We start from the raw sequence: 17,616 nt of genomic DNA, 5'->3' as shown, positions 1-17,616 counted from the left end.
GAGCGCCATGGCTGCGACCAACACCTCCCTGATCCACCGGCGCGGCCTGATGCTGGTGCTGTCCTCCCCCTCGGGCGCCGGCAAGACCACCATCGCCCGCGGCCTGCTGGAGCGTGACGCCGGCATCACCATGTCGGTGTCGGTGACCACCCGGCCGATGCGCCCCGGCGAAGCCGAAGGGCTGGATTACTACTTCATCGATCAGCAGCGCTTCGACCACATGGCGGAGACCGGTGACCTGCTGGAGCATGCCCGCGTCTTCGGCAACTGCTATGGCACGCCGCGGGTGGCGGTGGAGGATGCGCTGGGCGCCGGACGCGATGTGCTGTTCGCCATCGACTGGCAGGGTGCGCAGCAGCTGGCGCAGAATGCCCGCGACGATCTGGTCAGCGTCTTCGTCCTGCCGCCGTCGGTCAGCGAACTGGAACGCCGCCTGCGCGGCCGTGGCCAGGATTCGGAGGAGGTCATCGCCAACCGCATGGCGAAGGCGTCCAACGAGATCAGCCATTGGCCGGAATACGACTACGTGATCGTCAACAGCGACGTGAACGAGAGCATCAATGCGGTCGAGTCGATCCTGCATGCCGAACGGCTGCGCCGCCGCCGTCAGGTCGGCCTGCCGGAGTTCGTGCGCAGCATCCAGGACACGCTGTAACTACTTGCTTGGAAACGGCTTCGCCCGGACTTTGGTCTCATGGCCGGGCGGGCCGTCGGTACCGTCCGGCTGTTTGCCGCGGTAATAGCCTTTCTGCCAGCGTTCCTGCGCGGCGGCGCTGCCCGGCGTCTGCAGGTCGTTGTTGAACTGGCTGCGCGAGGCCGCCCAGGCACGGTACTGCGCCGCCGTCTCCGGATCGCTGTCGAGGTCACGCACCTCCGGCGTCAGGCTTTCCACCAGACCGCGCTGGATGGGCATCAGATGGGCGAAGGGTTCGCCCTTCTCCCAGGTGACCGGTACGCCGGGCGCGGTGAATTTCCAGTTCATGGTGAAGGGGTACGGTGACCAGTCGGTTTCGATGATGCCCGACAGGCCCATGATGCCGTGCTTCGGGTGGTTCAGCGGCCCGGTGACCATCAGGTTGACGCCCGGCGGCGTGCGGAACAGCGCCGCGACGTGGAAGGTCAGCACGCCGCTGCCGAAATGGCTGGCGGGAAGCAGGGGGTGCGGCTCATCCGCGGTGACGGTGATGGCCTCGACGCCGACTCCGCCATCCCACACCGCCGTCACCCTCACGGGGCAGCAGACCTCCCACCCATGCATGCTGGCGATGTTGAGCGGCAGGCAGCGATAGCCGTACTGCTCCGGCAGGGCGTCGATCCAGTCGCGGGTCGGACGGGCCGGGCGGATGTCGGGCAGCGCACCCGAGAGCGGATAAGCGGTCAGCGTCATGGCGCCGCATCCTGCCAGACTTCGCCATCCGGTGTAACCCTGAGGCTGGCGATGGTCACAACCGGCCGCCTGTCCATCCGGATTATTCCTAGGCCCCCGTTAGAGATTGCGCAGTCGCGGAGTACCCAAGTATGTGTCACACTTCGCATTAGAGTTACATCAATTAGCGAACCGCACTATGCCGTGCCTACAGGCGACGGCCGCGGTGGCGCGCGTATCGTGTGGGGCTGGGCAATGTTCACCAAACTCAACAGCATCAAGGCGAAGCTCCTGATCCTTCAGGGGCTGTTCCTCGTCACCATCCTGGTGGCCGGCATCTGGTCGGCGACGTCGAAGCGCGAGACGATGGTCGAGGGATACCACAAATCCATCGAGGCGGTGGTGCAGACCTCGCTGTCGATCATGAAGTCCTACGACGCGCGCGCCGCCAAGGGCGAGTTCAGCCGCGAGGAAGCACTGGACCGCGCCAAGTCTGCGCTGCGGGCCCTGCGCTTCTTCGGCAACGAATATATGTTCGGCTACGAGTTCGACGGCACCAACGTGTTCCACGGTGTCCGCCCCGACCTGGAAGGCACCCGCAAGCTGGCCGATTTCAAGGACAGCAACGGCGTGATGGTGATCCGCGGACTGATCGACTCGGCGCGCAACGGCGACGGCACGCTGATCTACAATTTCCCCAAGGCCGGCGGCACCGAACCGTTTCCGAAGCTGGCCCATGCCGCGATCTATGAACCGTGGGGCTGGATGATCGGCACCGGCGTCTACATCGACGATGTCGACGCCGCCTTCCGCAGTACGCTGATCAACACGCTGGCGGTGACGCTGGCGGCGGCGCTGGTGCTGGGGCTGTTCGGCTTCCAGTTGGTGTCGCGCATCGGCAAGGGTCTGGACGGCATCGCCTCCGCCACCGGCCGCATCGCCAAGGGCGATCTCGCCACCCAGGTCGCCGGCACCGACCGCGCCGACGAGGTGGGGGCGCTGGCCCGCTCGGTGGAAACCCTGCGTCTCAGCGCCATCGAGGCGGACGATCTGCGCCGCCGCCATGCCGCGCTGGAACGGGAAGCCGATGAGGCCCGTCGCGCCACCATGAAGCGGCTGGCCGACGAGTTCGAAGGCACCGTCGGCGCGCTGGTCCGCTCTGTCGCCGAGTCGGCGGGTCAGCTGACCCACACGTCGGGCGCCATGAGCAGCGGGGCGGAACAGACCACCCGTCTGATGGACGGCGCCGCCCGCGCCGCGGGGACGACCTCCGGCAATGTCCAGGCGGTGGCCGGCGCTACCGAGGAACTGGCCGCCTCCATCCGCGAGATCGCCCAGCAGATCGCCGAATCGACGACCGGCTCGGCCCGCGCGGTGGAAGATGTCCGCCGCACCTACGCCCTGATCGAGCAGCTGGACAGCGTCGCCCGGCGCACGGTGGAGGTGGTCGACCTGATCCGCTCCATCGCCGAACAGACCAACCTGCTGGCCCTGAACGCCACCATCGAGGCCGCCCGCGCCGGCGAGGCCGGCAAGGGCTTCGCCGTGGTGGCGAGCGAGGTGAAGAACCTCGCCAACCAGACCGCCAAGGCCACCGACGATGTCCAGGCGCAGATCGCCGCCATGACCGATGCCACCTCGTCGGTGGTCGAGGCGATGCGCGGGGTCGGCGGCGCCATCGAGACGGTGAACAGCGTCGCATCCAGCATCTCCGCCGCCATCGAGGAACAGGGGGCGGCGACCCGCGACATCAGCCGCAATGTCAACGAGGCGGCGCAGGGTGTCAGCTCGGTGTCCGACAGCCTGAACCTGGTGTGCACCCACGCCACCGCCACCGGGCAGGCCTCCGCCGAGGTCGCCGCCGCGGCCCGCGCGGTGGGTGAGCGCGCCGACCGCATGCTGGGCGAGGTGTCCGCCTTCGTCGCCCGCATCCGCCAGGGCTGACCGCCTGATGCGGCGGGGAGGGTATTCTACCGGATGCATTCGGTAAAATTCCGCGCTATGGATGGGGCCAGCGAATTGTCGGACAGGACTCCATGACCGCCCCCTCCCCCGCTCAGACCACCCCCACCTCTGCCCGCCGGGGCTGGCTCGACGAGGCGCTGCGCCGGCTCGAGGCGGACGTGAACCGCTCCGCCGACACCCACCTGCTGCGGCTTCCGGTCCCGGCGGCGCAGGGGATCACGCTGTACCTGAAGGACGAATCGACCCACCCCACCGGCAGCCTGAAGCACCGGCTGGCGCGGTCGCTGTTCCTCTATGCCATCTGCAACGGCTGGGTGCGTGAGGGTACGACGGTGATCGAGGCGTCATCGGGATCGACAGCGGTGTCGGAGGCCTATTTCGCCCAGCTGCTGGAGTTGCCCTTCGTCGCCGTGGTGCCGCGCAACACCTCGCCGGCCAAGATCGCGCAGATCGAGTTCTATGGCGGCCGCTGCCATATGGTGGAGCGCGCTTCGGAGGTCTGTGCCGAGGCGCAGCGGCTGGCCCGCGACTGCGACGGCCATTTCATGGACCAGTTCACCTATGCGGAGCGCGCCACCGACTGGCGCGGCAACAACAACATCGCCCAGTCGATCTTCGAACAGCTGGCGCAAGAGCCGCATCCGGTGCCGGATTGGATCGTCTGCGGCGCCGGCACCGGCGGCACCTCGGCCACCTTCGGGCGCTATGTGCGCTATCGCCGGCTGCCGACGCGGGTGTGCGTCGCCGATCCGGAACATTCCGCCTTCTTCGCCGGATTTCGCGACCATGACCCGAAGGCCAGCGTCGGACGGGGGTCCGGCATCGAGGGGATCGGGCGGCCGACGGTGGAGCCGTCCTTCCAGGCGACGGTGATCGACCGGATGATCCGCGTGCCCGATGCCGCCAGCATCGCCGCCGTCTGGGTGCTGCGCGAGCGGCTGGGCCGCGCCTGCGGCGGCTCCACCGGCACCAATCTGGTGGGCTCCATCGAGCTGATCGCCGAAATGATGCGCGAGGGCCGGCAGGGCAGCGTCGCCACGCTGATCTGCGATCCCGGCGACCGCTATATGGGAACCTACTTCAACCGCGATTGGCTGCAGGCCAACGGGTTTGACATCGACCCGTGGTGTCAGCGGATCGACGGCTTCTTCCGGACCGGCGCCTGGAGCGGCGACGGGCTGGAAACGGCCGGGCGCTGACCGGGGAGCCGGCCGCCATGACCCGCATGCGGATCCGCATCGATTTCGAGACCGGTGGCTCGATCGGTCCCGGCAAGATCGCTCTGCTGGAGCGGATCCGCGAGACTGGCTCCATCTCTGCCGCCGGTCGGGCGCTGGGCATGTCCTACCGGCGGGCCTGGCTGCTGGTGGACGACCTGAACCGCATCTTCCGCGAGCCGGTTGTGAGCGCCGCGGTCGGCGGCAAGCATGGCGGCGGCACGGTGCTGACCGGGTTCGGCGAACAGGTGATCGACCATTACCGCGCGGTCGAGCGCGAGGCGCATGTGGCGACCGCCCACCGGCTGGCGGCGCTGGCCGCGGGGATCAATCCGGATTACGGCGCGGACAAGCAGGTGGACGACGGCAGCTTTGCCGGCGATCCGGGGGTAGGGCCGGGGTGTGGACGGTGAGGCTGTCGGTCGTCGACTGAGTATGCGGGTTGGGCTGGGTGCGCTTGCCCCCTCCCTAACCCTCCCCCGCGTTCCGCGGGAGAGGGAACTGCCGCTTTCTTCCCCTCCACTGCCGAAGGCGGGGGAGGGAGGGACCCGCGGCGAAGCCGTGGGAGGGAGGGGGCCGATGGTTTCGGCTAAACAAAAAAAGGCCGGGCGCACTGCCCGGCCTTTTCCTTTTCCAACCCTGCGAACCTTCTACGCGAACGCCTTGTATGCAATCAGCGTGAAGGTGTCGCGGACGCCGGGAAGCGTCTGCACATGCTCCGTCACGAAGCGGCCGATGTCGTCGTCCTGCTTCAGGTAGCATTTCATCAGCAGATCATACTGGCCGGAGATGGAATGCACCTCCGACACCTGTTCGATCAGCTGCACCGCCTGATCGGCGACTTCATAGGCGCGACCGAGATCGCATTTGACCATGACGAAGATGGTCTGCACGGGCTCAGCCCTCCTCGGTCGAGGCTTCGCTGGACGGACGCGGGCGGGCCGAGCGCAGCATGAAAGCCGGCATGTGATCGCCGAAGCCGATCACCGGCACATCATCGTCATCGTCGTCGCGGCGGCGACGGCGGTCACCGCGGTCACGGTCGCGGCGCGGCTCGTTGCTGCGGCGGGATTCGGCGGCGGCCAGCGATTCGCGGGGCTGGCGCTCCTCACGAACCGGACGGTCTTCGCGCACGGAACGCTCCTCGCGGACGGGGCGCTCTTCACGGGCCGGACGCTCCTCGCGGGGGGCGGCGGCCTCCTCACGCGGGGCGCGCTCTTCACGGCCGCCGCGGGGCGGACGGGCTTCCGAGCGGCTGTCCGGCTTGGCACCACGGCCGCCACGACCACGGCCACGACCGCGGGAGCTGCCGTCTTCCTCGCCGAACTCGGCCGTCTCCAGGCCGTCGATGGCGATCATGGGAATCTCCCGCTTGATGAGGCGCGTGATTGCGCCGACAAGTTTCGTGTCGTCCGGCGTGGCCAGCATGAAGGCCCTGCCCTGCTTGCCGGCGCGGCCGGTGCGGCCGATCCGGTGGACATAGTCGTCGGGGGTCAGCGGCACGTCGAAATTGAAGACGTGGCTGAGACCCTGGACGTCGATGCCGCGGGCGGCGACGTCGGAGCAGACCAGCAGCGAAATCTCGCCCTGCTTGAACCGCTCCAGCGTCTCGGTGCGCTTGGACTGCACCATGTCGCCGTGCAGCGCGCCGACATTGAAACCGTGGCGCTCCAGCGACTTCTGCAGGACGGCGATGTCGCGCTTGCGGTTGCAGAAGATGAAGGCGTTCTTGACGTCCTCGGTCTGCAGCAGATGGCGCAGCGCCTTGCGCTTGTCCATGTCATGGACCAGCACCATCGCCTGGGTCACCGTCTCCGCCGGCGAGGCGGGTGGAGCGACGCTGATCTCCAGCGGCTGGGTCAGGAAGGCATCGGCCAGCCGACGGATTTCCGGCGGCATCGTCGCCGAGAAGAACAGGGTCTGGCGGTTCTTCGGCAGCTTGCTGACGATGCGCTCGATGTCCGGGATGAAGCCCATGTCGAGCATGCGGTCGGCCTCGTCGATGACGAAGACCTTGATGTCGTTCAGCATGATGTTGCCGCGCTCGAACAGGTCGATGAGACGACCCGGAGTCGCGATCAGCACATCCACGCCACGGTCGAGCTTCTTCACCTGTTCGGTGAAGGTCTCGCCGCCGATCAGCAGCGCCATGCTGAGCTTGTGGTACTTGCCGTAGGTCTCGAAGCTTTCCGACACCTGGGCGGCCAGCTCTCGCGTCGGCTCCAGGATCAGAGACCGCGGCATCCGCGCGCGGGCACGGCCCGACGCCAGGATGTCGATCATGGGCAAGGTGAAGCTCGCCGTTTTGCCGGTGCCCGTCTGCGCGCAGCCCAGCACGTCGCGGCGTTGCAGGACACAGGGAATTGCCTGTTCCTGAATGGGCGTCGGTTGGGTGTAACCCTTGTCCTCGATGGCGCGCAGGACGTCAGGGCCAAGCCCAAGTTCCGAAAAAAGCATCCAACCTGTTTCTGTTCTGGAGTGCGGAAATCGAGCGTTCGACGCCCGATGCCTGGATGAGGCCGAAGAATAGGAAGTCAAAGCTGCATGTCAATAGATCCGATGTTCCGAAACCGAAAATTGGCGCGAAAACACACTGCGTTGGCGAATTCGGCGCTCTGCGCTAGGCTGTCGTCCGGCAGTACCGCGAGTCGCGGCGCTTGCCGGCGCCCCGATCGGGGGCTGTCCGCTTCAAATGGAACGGTCGAGAGCATTTGATGATTCTTCGTGCCCAGGAATCGGTGCTGGTGGTGGTGGATGTGCAGGAACGGCTGCTGCCGGCCATCCACGACTCAGAGCGCGTCGTCCGCAACGCCGCGATGCTGCTGAAGGGTGCCGCCGCCCTGTCGGTGCCTGTGCTGGTCACCGAGCAGTATCCGCGCGGCCTGGGGCCGACGGTGGACGCGGTACGTGCCCACCTGCCGGAAGGCACGCCGGTGATCGAGAAGATCACCTTCGGCAGCACCGGCGAGCCGGCCTTCAATGCGGCGGTCGAGGCGTTGAATCGCCGGCAGATCGTGCTGTGCGGCACGGAGGCGCATGTCTGCGTGATGCAGACCGCGTTGGGACTGCGCCAGCAGGGCCACGCGGTCTATCTGGTCGCCGACGCGGCCTCGTCGCGCACCCCCGCCAACCACGCCATGGCGCTGGAGCGGATGCGTGCCGCCGGCGTGACCATCGTCACCACCGAGATGGTGCTGTTCGAGTGGATGGAACGGGCCGGCACGCCGGTCTTCAAGGTCGTCAGCGCACTGGTGAAGTGAGCGCAGGAGAAGCCGCATGTCCGCTAACTCTACCAACTCTACCGGCCGCCCGGCCCTGATCCTGCTGCCCGGCATGCCGCTGGACGCGGCGCTGTGGGACCATCAGGTCCGGCACCTCGGTGACATCGCCGCCCCGCAGGTGGTCGAACTGGCGGATTGCCCCAGCATCGCGGCGATGGCCGACAAGGTGCTGGCCCAGGCGCCGGAACGCTTTGCCGTCGCCGGCCTGTCGATGGGCGGCTATGTCGCGCTGGAGATCCTGCGCCGCGCGCCGGAGCGGGTGGAGCGGCTGGCCCTGCTCGACACCAACGCCCGCCCCGACACGACGGAGGCGACGGCGACCCGGCGGGAGGCGGTGGCGCTCGCCCGTCAGGGGCGCTATGGGCAGGTGATCCGCGCCGCCCTGCCCCGCCTGATCCACCCGGACCGATTGGCCGATGACGGATTGGTCCGCTCCGTCCTGGCGCAAATGGAGCGCGTGGGCGTCGACGGCTATGCGCGGGAGCAGGAGGCGATCATCAACCGGGTGGACAGCAGGCCGGGGCTGGGCGCCATCCGCTGTACCACCCTGGTGATCTGCGGGCGCCAGGACATTCTGACGCCGCCGGCCCTGCATGAGGAGATGGCGGACGCCATCCCCGGCGCCCGGCTGGTCCTGATCGAAGACTGCGGCCATCTGTCGGCGATGGAGCAGCCGCAGGCGGTCACCGCGCTGATGCGCGACTGGCTGCTGCGGGACTGATTCGGCTCAGCAGTCGGAGCCGTTGCAGAACAGTTCTGCCCGCGGGCTGGGGAACAGCGAGAAGGTCATGTCGCTGATCAGGCTGCGGAAATCCGGATCGTCCGGCCCCTGCGGCCGGTCGAGCCATCCGGTGGCGGAGGTCAGGGCGGCACCCGACCGGCAGAACGCTCCCTGCACGACGATGGCCCCGCCCGGTGGAGAGGTCCGGATCGGGCTGTTCGTGCAAAGCTCCGAGTTCAGCGTGTTTTCCGCCACATTGAAGGCCAGCACCACCTTGTAGTCGCGCCGCGCCGTATCGTTGGGCGTGGTGGTGAGAGTGGTCTTCACGCCCATCACGCGGTTCTGCATGTGCGGCAGCACCTTCTCCGCGAAGCGCTCCGGCGGCAGACCGAAGGGATCGCCGTGCAGCACCACCCGCAGGTCTCGGTTGCCCGCCGCATAGGCGACTTCGCTGCGCGTGTAGGCCGGGGCGGGCTCGCTCGCCACCACCCGCTCGTTGGTGCAGGCGGCGAGAGTCGAAGCGCCCAGCAGGAGGGCGGCGAGCGGCGGGAGGATGCGCATGATGTGATCGTCCGTTTGTGTCTCTGCCGCCGATATGGGGAGCGGCGCCGCACCGGACGAGAGGGTCAGCCCGGTGCGTGGCCTGAGCGTCACACGTCCTTCAGCCATTTGTCCGCGACATGGCCGATCAGGGACGGATAGCCGGGAAGCTCCGGCCCGATCAACGGAAGATCGAATTCGGCGACGATCCGCGCCACAGTCTCGTCGGTCAATTCCAGCCCAAGTGCGCGGGCGCGGCGGGCGATGACGAGTTCCTGGCCCCAGACATAGACCCGCCGGGCGCCGGTGTTGCGCGCCATGATCCGGGACTGCTCCATCCGCTCGTCGCCGTTGATCGGCAACCAGATGTCGGTCATCAGCGTGTCGGCCGGCTCGTCGGTGCGGAATTCCAGCGCATCGGCGTTGACGAGGGAGATCTTGGCCACCGCCTCCGCCGGAAGCTGGTCGAACAGGCCGACGCTGCGGTTGACTTGAATTACGTCGGGATCGAGTTCGACGACCGTGACCCGCGTCACTTCCGGCCGCAGGGCCGCGTTCACCGCCGCCCAGCCCATGCCCATTCCCATCACCACCGTATGGCCGGTGGCGGCGCGGACGCCGATCTCCTGGCTCTCGATCTCCATCGGCGTCATCGACATCCAGCAGCGATACTCGCCGTCTGCCTCGCGCCGCAGCAGGGCAGCCATATCGGTCGTCATCAGCGCCGGACTCCAATAGCCGGCACTGAGCAGGATCGGCGCCACCCGCAAACGCCAGCGCCCGACCTCGCAGGGTTGATAGCGGGGAACGAAGAGGTCGGTGACGAAGGGAGGCAACGGTGACAACACGTCGGCGACCATCTCGGGCGGGATGGCATCGGCCGGAATGTCGGCACCGGAATGGGTCAAGGGGGGCATGCGCCTCCTGCGGGTCGGGCCGTGGTCCGCGAGACGGTCTCCCGGAATGGCGGCATCGCGAATGATAGCCCAGAGGACGCATTCCCCAAAACGGAGAAATGGATGTGGGTTTCTCCACTCACTTCCAAGCATGCCCGATACCTGGCCTGGATCCCCGCCTTCGCGGGGATGAGACCACCGTTGGGCCGCCGCCATCAAACGTCGATGTCGTCGGCCTTCACGAACTTCGCGTTGTCCTGGATGAACTTGAAGCGCAGCTCCGGCCGCTTGCCCATCAGGTCTTCCACCAGCGACCGCGTGCGCTCGCATTCCGGCTTTTCCTCCGGATCCGCGGCATTGGGCACGACCACGCGCAGCAGCGAGCGCTTGGACGGGTCCATCGTCGTGTCGCGCAGCTGGGCCGGCATCATCTCGCCCAGGCCCTTGAAGCGGCTGATGTCGGGCTTCTTGCCCTTGAACATCTTCGAGAGCAACTCGTCCTTGTGGGCGTCGTCGCGGGCGTAGACCTGCTTGTTGCCGTGGCTGAGACGGTAGAGCGGCGGCAAGGCGAGGTAGAGGTGGCCCTCCTGGATCAGGCCCGGCATCTCGCGGTAGAAAAAGGTCATCAGCAGCGAGGCGATGTGGGCGCCGTCCACGTCGGCGTCGGTCATGATGATGACGCGCTCGTAACGCAGCTTGTCGGTCGAGAAGTCCTTGCCGATGCCGCAACCCAGCGCCTGGGTCAGGTCGTTCAGTTCCTGGTTGGCCTTCATCTTGTCGACGGACGCGCTGGCGACGTTCAGGATCTTGCCGCGCAGCGGCAGGATGGCCTGGGTCTCGCGCTGGCGCGCCTGCTTGGCGGAGCCGCCGGCCGAGTCGCCCTCCACCAGGAACAGCTCGGTGCCCTCCGGGGAGTTGCGCGAGCAGTCCGCCAGCTTGCCGGGCAGGCGCAGACGGCGGGTGGCCGACTTGCGCGTCATTTCCTTGGACTGCTTGCGGCGCGCCCGCTCCTCAGCCTTTTCGATCAGCCGTTCGAGCAGGCCGTTGGCACTCTGCGGGTCGCCGGAGAGCCAATGGTCGAAATGGTCCTTCACCGCGGTCTCGACGAGGCGCTGCGCCTCTGCCGTCACCAGCTTTTCCTTGGTCTGGCCCTGGAAATGCGGTTCGCGGATGAAGACCGACAGCAGGACGCAGGCGTCGCCCATCACGTCATCGGCGGTGACCTGCCCGGCGCGCTTGTTGTTCGTCAGCTCGCCATAGGCCTTCAGGCCGCGGGTCAGCGCGGTGCGCAGGCCGGCCTCGTGCGTGCCGCCCTGCGGGGTCGGCACGGTGTTGCAGTAGGTGTGCGAGAAGCCCTCGTCATCGTCGGGCCACGCAACCGCCCACTCCACCCGGCCCTGGCCGTTGGGGAAGTCGAGCGCGCCGGCGAAGGGCGCCCGCGTCAGCGTCTTGCGGTCCTTCAGCGCGGCGTTCAGGTAATCCTGAAGCCCGCCGGGGAAATGCAGGGTCTCCGAAGCGGGCGTGGTGGCGTCGACCGACAGCAGCGAGGGGTCGCAGCTCCAGCGGATTTCGACGCCGCGGTAGAGGTAGGCCTTGGAGCGCGCCAGCCGATAGAGCCGGTGCGGTTCGAAGTGAGCGGACTCGCCGAAGATTTCCGGGTCGGCGTGGAAGCGGATGGTGGTGCCGCGCCGGTTGACATTGCCGCGATGGGCCAGCGGCCCCTGCGGCAGGCCGCGGCTGTATTCCTGGACGTAGAGCTGCTTTTCGCGGGCGATCTCGACGGTCAGCCGGTCCGACAGGGCATTCACCACCGACAGGCCGACGCCGTGCAGACCGCCCGAGGTCTGGTAGACCTTGTTGGAGAATTTTCCGCCGGAGTGCAGCGTGGTCATGATGACCTCCAGCGCCGACTTGCCCGGATATTTCGGGTGGTCGTCGATGGGGATGCCGCGACCGTTGTCGCGGACCATCACCGTATAGTCGGCGCCCAGCTCCAAGTCGATTCGGCTGGCGTGCCCTGCCACCGCCTCGTCCATGGCGTTGTCCAGGACCTCCGCCACCAGATGGTGCAGCGCACGGTCGTCGGTGCCGCCGATATACATGCCCGGCCGGCGCCGGACAGGCTCCAGCCCCTCCAGAACCTCGATGTCCTGGGCGGAATAGCTGTCGGCCTTGGGGGCCGTGTTCTCGAAAAGATCGCTCATGACGGGATGATAGGAATTTCGTCAGGGGTGCGCAAGCGCGTCCTGGGCCGTTTATAGTGCGGTGCCACAGGCTTTGGGGCAGGAATTTTTCGTGACGCCGGAGGAAGCATGAGCGCAGCGGACACATACGACTTCGACAATGGCCCTGCCCTGCGGGCCATCGCGATGCCGGCGGACACCAACCCGAACGGCGATATCTTCGGCGGCTGGCTGCTGGCGCAGATGGATTTGGCTGGCGGAACGGTGGCGGTGCGGCGCAGCCATGGCCGCGTCGCCACCGTCGGGATCGAGGCGATGACCTTCCACAAGCCGGTCTTCGTCGGCGACGAGGTCAGCTGCTTTGCCCGCATCGAGAAGGTCGGCCGCACGTCGCTGCGCGTCCGCATCGAGACCTGGGTGCGGCGCGAACGCTCCGGCTCCGATCCGATCAAGGTGACGGAGGGCGTGTTCACCTACGTCGCCATCGGCGAGGACCGCAAGCCGCGCGAAGTGCCGCCGGAGTGAGGGGTACCAGCCGTCGAGGCATTCGCTTTCGTCCAGTCTAACGGCGGCGCAGAATAGAAAAAGGGCGCGACATTCTGCCGCGCCCTTTTTCTATGGATATTCTCAAGCGGTCGGCAGGCTCACTTCTGCAGGCGCTTCAGGGCGTCCTCGACATACTGGTTGGTGTAGGTCTTGGACAGGTCGATGTTGGCGGAAGCCACCGCCGGATCGAAGGCCTTCAGCACCTTCAGCGCGGCTTCGGCGCCGTCCTGGGTGAAGCGGCCGTCGGGCGAATAGGTCGGCTTGGAATGCTCGAAGGCCTGGGCGTAGAGGTCCTTGTTGCCGAGGAAATACTCCGGCGGCAGCACCTTCAGCACATCCTCCGTGCTGGCCTTGTTCAGCCACAGCATGGTGCGGACGAAGACGTCGGTCAGCGCCTGGGTGGTCTTCGGGTTCTCCTTCACGAAGTCCGGCTTGGCGTAGAGCACGGCGGCCGGATAGGGGCCGCCATAGACGTCCATGGTGCCCTTGGCCGTCCGGGTGTCGGCCAGCACGGTGATGTCGCCATCGGCCTCGGCCTGGCTGATGACCGGGTCGAGGTTGACGATGGCGTCGATCTCACCGCGCTTGATCGCGGCGATGGCGCTGGGGCCACCGCCGACGCCAATCACCGACACGTCCTCCGGCTTCATGCCCAGAGAGGTCAGGACATAGTTCAGCATGAAGTTGGTGGAGGAGCCGGGGGCGGTCACGCCGACCTTCTTGCCCTTCAGGTCCTTCACCGACTTGACGGTGCCGGCCTTGTTGACGGCGGCCAGCACGATGCCGGGATAGCGGCCGAGCTGCGTCACCGCGACGATGGGCTGGCCCTTGGCCTGCATCTGGATGGTGTGGTCGTAGGCGCCGGTGACGACATCGGCCGAGCCGCCGATCAGGGCCTGCAGGCTCTTGGCGCCGCCGCCGAAGTCGCTGATCTCGACGTTCAGTCCGGCATCCTTGAAGTAGCCCAGCCGCTCGGCCAGCGTCAGCGGAAGATAGTAGAGCAGCGGCTTGCCACCGACCGCGATCTTGATGTCGGTCTTCTCAAGCTTCTGCTGGGCGGCGGCCAGTCCGGCGGTTCCCAGAGTCAGGGCGACCGCGGCGGCCGCGATCAGCGATTTGAATTTCATTGGTTTCCTCCCTTTTTGGATTTCCCTGTGGGATTTCAGTGCTGCCCGCCGCTGGTATCCTGCGGGCGCCAATGCAGAAGCCGCTTTTCGATCATGGTGACGGCGGTGTCGATCAGGACGACGAAGATCGTCAGCACCAGCATGCCGGAGAAGACGCCGACGGTGTCGAACACGCCCTCCGCCTGATGGATGCGGTAGCCCAGCCCGGCGGCGGAGCCCAGATACTCGCCCACCACCGCGCCCACCATGGCGAAGCCGACGGCGGTGTGCAGCGAGGAGAAGACCCAGGACAGGGCCGAGGGCAGATAGACGTGCCGGAACAGGTCGCGGGAGCTGGCGCCCAGCATGCGGGCATTGGCCAGCACCACCGGGCTGACCTCCTTCACGCCCTGGTAGACGTTGAAGAAGACGATGAAGAAGACCAGCGTCACCCCCAGCGCCACCTTCGACCAGATGCCGAGCCCGAGCCACAGCGCGAAGATCGGCGCCAGAACGACGCGGGGCAGCGCGTTGGCCGCCTTGATGTAGGGGTCGAAGACGATGGAGACCAACGGCGCGCGGGCGAACCAGAAGCCGAAGGCGATGCCCGCCACCGTGCCGATAACGAAGGCCAGCGCCGTTTCCAGCAGCGTGATGCCGAGATGGTACCAGATGACGCCCGAGGCGAAATCGGCCCAGGTGCGGGCCAGCACCGCTCCCGGCGTGCCGAAGAAGAAGGGGCTGAGGATCTTGGTGTCGGTCAGGACATGCCAGATCAGGAAGAAGGCGATCAGGACGCCCAACTGAAGCAGCAGGATGACCGGACGGCTGGGCAGGCGTTTGGCGTGGGATCTCATGTTCGTCACCGCAGCTTGGTCTGGGCGTAGCCCTTCAGCACCTCGTCGCGCAGCTGCGACCAGATTTCCTGGTGCAATGCTAGGAAGCGCGGGGTCATGCGGATTTCCGCCACGTCGCGCGGACGGTCCAGATCGATGCGGTATTCGCCGATCAGCCGCGCCCCCGGCCCGGCGGACAGCACCAGCACCCGGTCGGACATGGCGATGGCTTCCTCCAGGTCGTGGGTGATGAAGACCACCGACTTGCGGTCGGCCGCCCACAGGTCGAGCAGCTCGTTCTCCATCATCTGGCGGGTCTGGACGTCGAGCGCCGAGAAGGGTTCGTCCATCAGGATGATCTTGGGATCGACGATCAGCGTCTGGGCCAGCGCCACGCGCTTGCGCATGCCGCCCGACAGCTGGTGCGGAAAGCGGTCGCCGAATCCCTCCAGCCCGACGCGGGACAGCCAGGGCCGCGCGCGGTCCCGCGCTTCGGACTTCGAGACGCCGCGGAACTCCAGTCCGGCGGCGACATTGTCGAGCGCCGATTTCCACGGCATCAGCGCCTCGGCCTGGAACATGTAGCCGGCCTTGGGATTGATGCCGGTCACCGGCTGCCCAAACGACAGCGCGCGGCCTTCGCTGGGCTTCAGCAGGCCGGCGGCGACGTTGAGCATCGTCGATTTGCCGCTGCCGGTCGGGCCGACGATCGACACGAACTCCCCATCGGCGACGGTGAAGCTGGCGCCCTGTACGGCGGTGTAGGAACGTCCCCGGCCGTCGGGTGAGGGAAAGGTGCAGGTCACGCCTTCCAGCTGGAGGGCGGGCGCCGCGGCGGCCTCGGCCATGTCGGTATGGTCCTTATCTTTTTGGCGGTGCGGTTCGGCGGGCGATGCGCTTTGGTTGGAATGCCATACTGTCCGAACTGAAGCCTATCGGCAACCGATTGAGATCTCCGTGGAATCCGAAAGGAGCCATTCCGCAAACGCACCGCTTACGGTGTCAAAGAAGGGACGCGGGCCCTTATCGGTTGCCGCGGCGGCCTGCCGTCCAGCATCAATGCTTCCATCAATGGCATAGATCGAAAGCCAGTCCTTTTTCCTTCGCGGAGCCGATATGCCCACGCTGCCGAAACGCCCGTTGATCGCACTCGCCGTCCTGGCCGCCCTGCTCGCCGCGTGGCTCGGTTTCGCCGCCTGGTACGATCACCACCAGCGGGCGGACGAGCGGCCGGCCACCTACAGCGCGCTGATCGAGCAGGCGGGACGTGGGGAGATCAGCTCCATCACCTTCGCCAACGGCACCGGCCATGCGGTCGCCGCCGACGGCAGCCGCTACCGCGTGGTCATGCCGGTCACCGACGATCTGTTGAAGGAACTGCGCGCCCACACGGTCGCCATTTCCTTTGAAGAAGGGCCCGGCGGGCTGATGGCGCAGACGGTGGGCGTGCTGGACCGCGCCGCGCCCTTCGTGGTGGTGGCCCTGCTGATCGGCGGGCTGCTGATGAGCGGCGGGCAGTTCTTCGGCATGGGCCGCGCCACCCGCGTGCGGCCGGAGGACACCAACACGGTGTTCGCCGACGTGGCCGGCGTCGACGAGGCGAAGGAGGAACTGCGCGAGACGGTCCAATTCCTGAAGGACCCGCGCCGCTTCGCCATGGCCGGCGCCCGCGTGCCGAAGGGCATCCTGCTGGTCGGCCCGCCCGGCACCGGCAAGACCATGCTGGCGAAGGCGGCGGCGGGCGAGGCCGGCGTGCCGTTCTTCGCCGCGTCGGGGTCGGATTTCGTCGAGATGTTCGTCGGTCTGGGCGCGGCGCGCGTGCGCAGCCTGTTCAAGACCGCCCGCGCCAATGCCCCCTGCATCCTGTTCATCGACGAGATCGACGCGCTGGCCGGCAAGCGCGGCGAATCGACCAGCCATTCGGAACGCGAGCAGACGCTGAACCAGCTTCTGGTGGAGATGGACGGCATCGTCGAAGGGGGCGAGGTGGTGGTGATCGCCGCCACCAACCGGTCGGAGATGCTGGACCCCGCCGTGCTGCGCCCCGGCCGCTTCGACCGCCACATCCATGTCAGCCTGCCCGACGTGGCCGGGCGCGAGGCCATCCTGGGCGTCCATGCCGGCCGCCTGACCCTGGCCCCGGATGTCTGCGCGCGGACGGTGGCGCGCGGGACGCCGGGCTTCTCCGGCGCGGAACTCGCCAACCTGACCAACGAGGCGGCGCTGTTGGCGGCGCGCCAGGGCCGCGTCGTCGTCACCATGGCGGATTACGAGGCCGCCAAGGACCGCGTGCTGATGGGAACGGAACGCCGCAGCCTCGCCCTGACGGCGCACGAGCGGCGGCTGATCGCGGTGCATGAAGCCGGCCACGCGCTGGTGTCCTTGCGCTGCCCGCAGGCCGACCCGATCCACAAGGCCACCATCATCCCGCGCGGCGGCGCGCTGGGCATGGTGGTGCGGCTGCCGGAGGGCGACCGCGTTTCGGTCTCGCGCGCCAAGCTGATGGCCGACATCGCCGTCGCCATGGCCGGCCGCGCGGCGGAGGAGATGGCCTTCGGTCCCGAACACGTCACCACCGGGGCGGAGGCCGACTTCCGCGCCGCCACCGATCTGGCCCGTCGCATGGTCACCGCCTGGGGCATGAGCGAGGAGATCGGCTTTGTCGCCCATGCCGCGGCGGAGCCGGGTGCGCGGTCGGAACGGACGGCCTGGCGCATCGACGAGGAGGTGCGCCGCCTCACCGACGAAGGCATGGAGCATGCCCGCCGCCTGCTGCGCACCAACCGCGACGCACTGGACGGGATCGCCCAGGCCCTGCTGGAGCGTGAGACCCTGAGCGGCCACGAGATCGCCGAACTGGCCGACCGCGAGCAGGAGCGCGCCACCGAAGCGGCCTGATGCCGGGCATGGACAGTCCGGCACTTTCCGGGGCGCTGCCCTGATAGGGGAATGTCCCGCA

Annotated in this window: 17 protein-coding genes; 8 read left to right on the top strand and 9 right to left on the bottom strand. The window is 67.5% G+C overall.

The features are described from left to right. Nucleotides 1-7: 7 nt before the first annotated feature. The gene (gmk, locus tag M5E06_RS04345) at nucleotides 8-655 is read left to right on the top strand and encodes a guanylate kinase (RefSeq protein ID WP_252137281.1); all 648 of its coding nucleotides are present in this window, start codon (nucleotides 8-10) and stop codon (nucleotides 653-655) included. On the opposite strand, the gene M5E06_RS04340 is transcribed toward gmk, so the two are convergent. Further along, a complete protein-coding gene (locus M5E06_RS04340) occupies nucleotides 656-1,387 on the bottom strand; it encodes a DUF6065 family protein (RefSeq protein WP_252137280.1) in 732 nt (243 codons plus the stop codon). Between the two features lie 234 nt (nucleotides 1,388-1,621). Here M5E06_RS04340 and M5E06_RS04335 point away from each other — a divergent pair, with 234 nt between their 5' ends. From M5E06_RS04335 to M5E06_RS04325, 3 genes are all read left to right on the top strand, one after another. Continuing rightward, nucleotides 1,622-3,310, top strand: coding sequence for a methyl-accepting chemotaxis protein (locus M5E06_RS04335; protein WP_252137279.1), 1,689 nt, complete (start codon nucleotides 1,622-1,624; stop codon nucleotides 3,308-3,310). A 92-nt stretch (nucleotides 3,311-3,402) separates the two neighbouring features. After that, on the top strand, nucleotides 3,403-4,530 hold the full coding sequence (locus M5E06_RS04330; RefSeq protein WP_252137278.1) for a PLP-dependent cysteine synthase family protein: 1,128 nt from the start codon (nucleotides 3,403-3,405) through the stop codon (nucleotides 4,528-4,530). A gap of 17 nt (nucleotides 4,531-4,547) precedes the next feature. After that, nucleotides 4,548-4,961, top strand: a complete 414-nt coding sequence (locus M5E06_RS04325; RefSeq protein WP_109151404.1) for a winged helix-turn-helix domain-containing protein — start codon at nucleotides 4,548-4,550, stop codon at nucleotides 4,959-4,961. 237 nt (nucleotides 4,962-5,198) lie between these two features. Here M5E06_RS04325 and M5E06_RS04320 read toward each other — a convergent pair whose 3' ends face one another. After that, complete coding sequence (locus M5E06_RS04320) at nucleotides 5,199-5,441, bottom strand: Lrp/AsnC ligand binding domain-containing protein (RefSeq protein ID WP_085089209.1); 243 nt, start codon at nucleotides 5,439-5,441, stop codon at nucleotides 5,199-5,201. Nucleotides 5,442-5,445: 4 nt separating this feature from the next. Continuing rightward, on the bottom strand, nucleotides 5,446-7,005 hold the full coding sequence (locus tag M5E06_RS04315) for a DEAD/DEAH box helicase (protein WP_109151405.1): 1,560 nt from the start codon (nucleotides 7,003-7,005) through the stop codon (nucleotides 5,446-5,448). A 257-nt stretch (nucleotides 7,006-7,262) separates the two neighbouring features. On the opposite strand from M5E06_RS04315, the gene M5E06_RS04310 reads away from it, so the two are divergent. Together M5E06_RS04310 and M5E06_RS04305 are read left to right on the top strand one after the other, a co-directional pair. Beyond that, on the top strand, nucleotides 7,263-7,808 hold the full coding sequence (locus M5E06_RS04310; RefSeq protein ID WP_252137277.1) for a hydrolase: 546 nt from the start codon (nucleotides 7,263-7,265) through the stop codon (nucleotides 7,806-7,808). Between the two features lie 16 nt (nucleotides 7,809-7,824). After that, on the top strand, nucleotides 7,825-8,550 hold the full coding sequence (locus M5E06_RS04305) for an alpha/beta fold hydrolase (RefSeq protein ID WP_252137276.1): 726 nt from the start codon (nucleotides 7,825-7,827) through the stop codon (nucleotides 8,548-8,550). Between the two features lie 6 nt (nucleotides 8,551-8,556). Here the strand turns inward: M5E06_RS04305 and M5E06_RS04300 are convergent, their stop codons facing one another. From M5E06_RS04300 to parE, 3 genes are all read right to left on the bottom strand, one after another. Continuing rightward, nucleotides 8,557-9,111, bottom strand: coding sequence for a hypothetical protein (locus M5E06_RS04300; protein WP_252137275.1), 555 nt, complete (start codon nucleotides 9,109-9,111; stop codon nucleotides 8,557-8,559). Between the two features lie 89 nt (nucleotides 9,112-9,200). After that, nucleotides 9,201-10,007, bottom strand: coding sequence for a hypothetical protein (locus M5E06_RS04295; protein WP_252137274.1), 807 nt, complete (start codon nucleotides 10,005-10,007; stop codon nucleotides 9,201-9,203). A gap of 194 nt (nucleotides 10,008-10,201) precedes the next feature. Beyond that, nucleotides 10,202-12,190: a DNA topoisomerase IV subunit B gene (gene parE, locus M5E06_RS04290; RefSeq protein ID WP_252137273.1), complete on the bottom strand. Its 1,989-nt coding sequence runs from the start codon at nucleotides 12,188-12,190 to the stop codon at nucleotides 10,202-10,204. A gap of 108 nt (nucleotides 12,191-12,298) precedes the next feature. Here parE and M5E06_RS04285 point away from each other — a divergent pair, with 108 nt between their 5' ends. Next, nucleotides 12,299-12,694 carry an acyl-CoA thioesterase gene (locus M5E06_RS04285; RefSeq protein WP_085089201.1) on the top strand — a complete coding sequence of 132 codons (396 nt, stop codon included), beginning with the start codon at nucleotides 12,299-12,301 and terminating at the stop codon, nucleotides 12,692-12,694. Between the two features lie 119 nt (nucleotides 12,695-12,813). On the opposite strand, the gene M5E06_RS04280 is transcribed toward M5E06_RS04285, so the two are convergent. Genes M5E06_RS04280 through M5E06_RS04270 form a run of 3 tightly spaced genes read right to left on the bottom strand, consistent with a single transcriptional unit; the run spans nucleotide 12,814 to nucleotide 15,505 of the window. Beyond that, nucleotides 12,814-13,842, bottom strand: a complete 1,029-nt coding sequence (locus M5E06_RS04280; RefSeq protein ID WP_252137272.1) for an ABC transporter substrate-binding protein — start codon at nucleotides 13,840-13,842, stop codon at nucleotides 12,814-12,816. Nucleotides 13,843-13,877: 35 nt separating this feature from the next. Further along, nucleotides 13,878-14,678 (bottom strand): ABC transporter permease, encoded by an 801-nt coding sequence (locus M5E06_RS04275; protein ID WP_109155532.1) that lies wholly within the window; start codon nucleotides 14,676-14,678, stop codon nucleotides 13,878-13,880. A 5-nt stretch (nucleotides 14,679-14,683) separates the two neighbouring features. Beyond that, nucleotides 14,684-15,505, bottom strand: a complete 822-nt coding sequence (locus tag M5E06_RS04270; RefSeq protein ID WP_109151415.1) for an ABC transporter ATP-binding protein — start codon at nucleotides 15,503-15,505, stop codon at nucleotides 14,684-14,686. 268 nt (nucleotides 15,506-15,773) lie between these two features. Here M5E06_RS04270 and ftsH point away from each other — a divergent pair, with 268 nt between their 5' ends. Beyond that, the gene (gene ftsH / locus M5E06_RS04265) at nucleotides 15,774-17,555 is read left to right on the top strand and encodes an ATP-dependent zinc metalloprotease FtsH (protein WP_252137271.1); all 1,782 of its coding nucleotides are present in this window, start codon (nucleotides 15,774-15,776) and stop codon (nucleotides 17,553-17,555) included. Nucleotides 17,556-17,616: the final 61 nt, after the last annotated feature.

Source organism: Azospirillum sp. A1-3 (assembly GCF_023806445.1).
In the GTDB taxonomy this organism is placed as follows: domain Bacteria; phylum Pseudomonadota; class Alphaproteobacteria; order Azospirillales; family Azospirillaceae; genus Azospirillum.
Note: the sequence above shows the minus strand (reverse complement) of the source record. Positions and strands in the feature narration are given on the sequence as shown.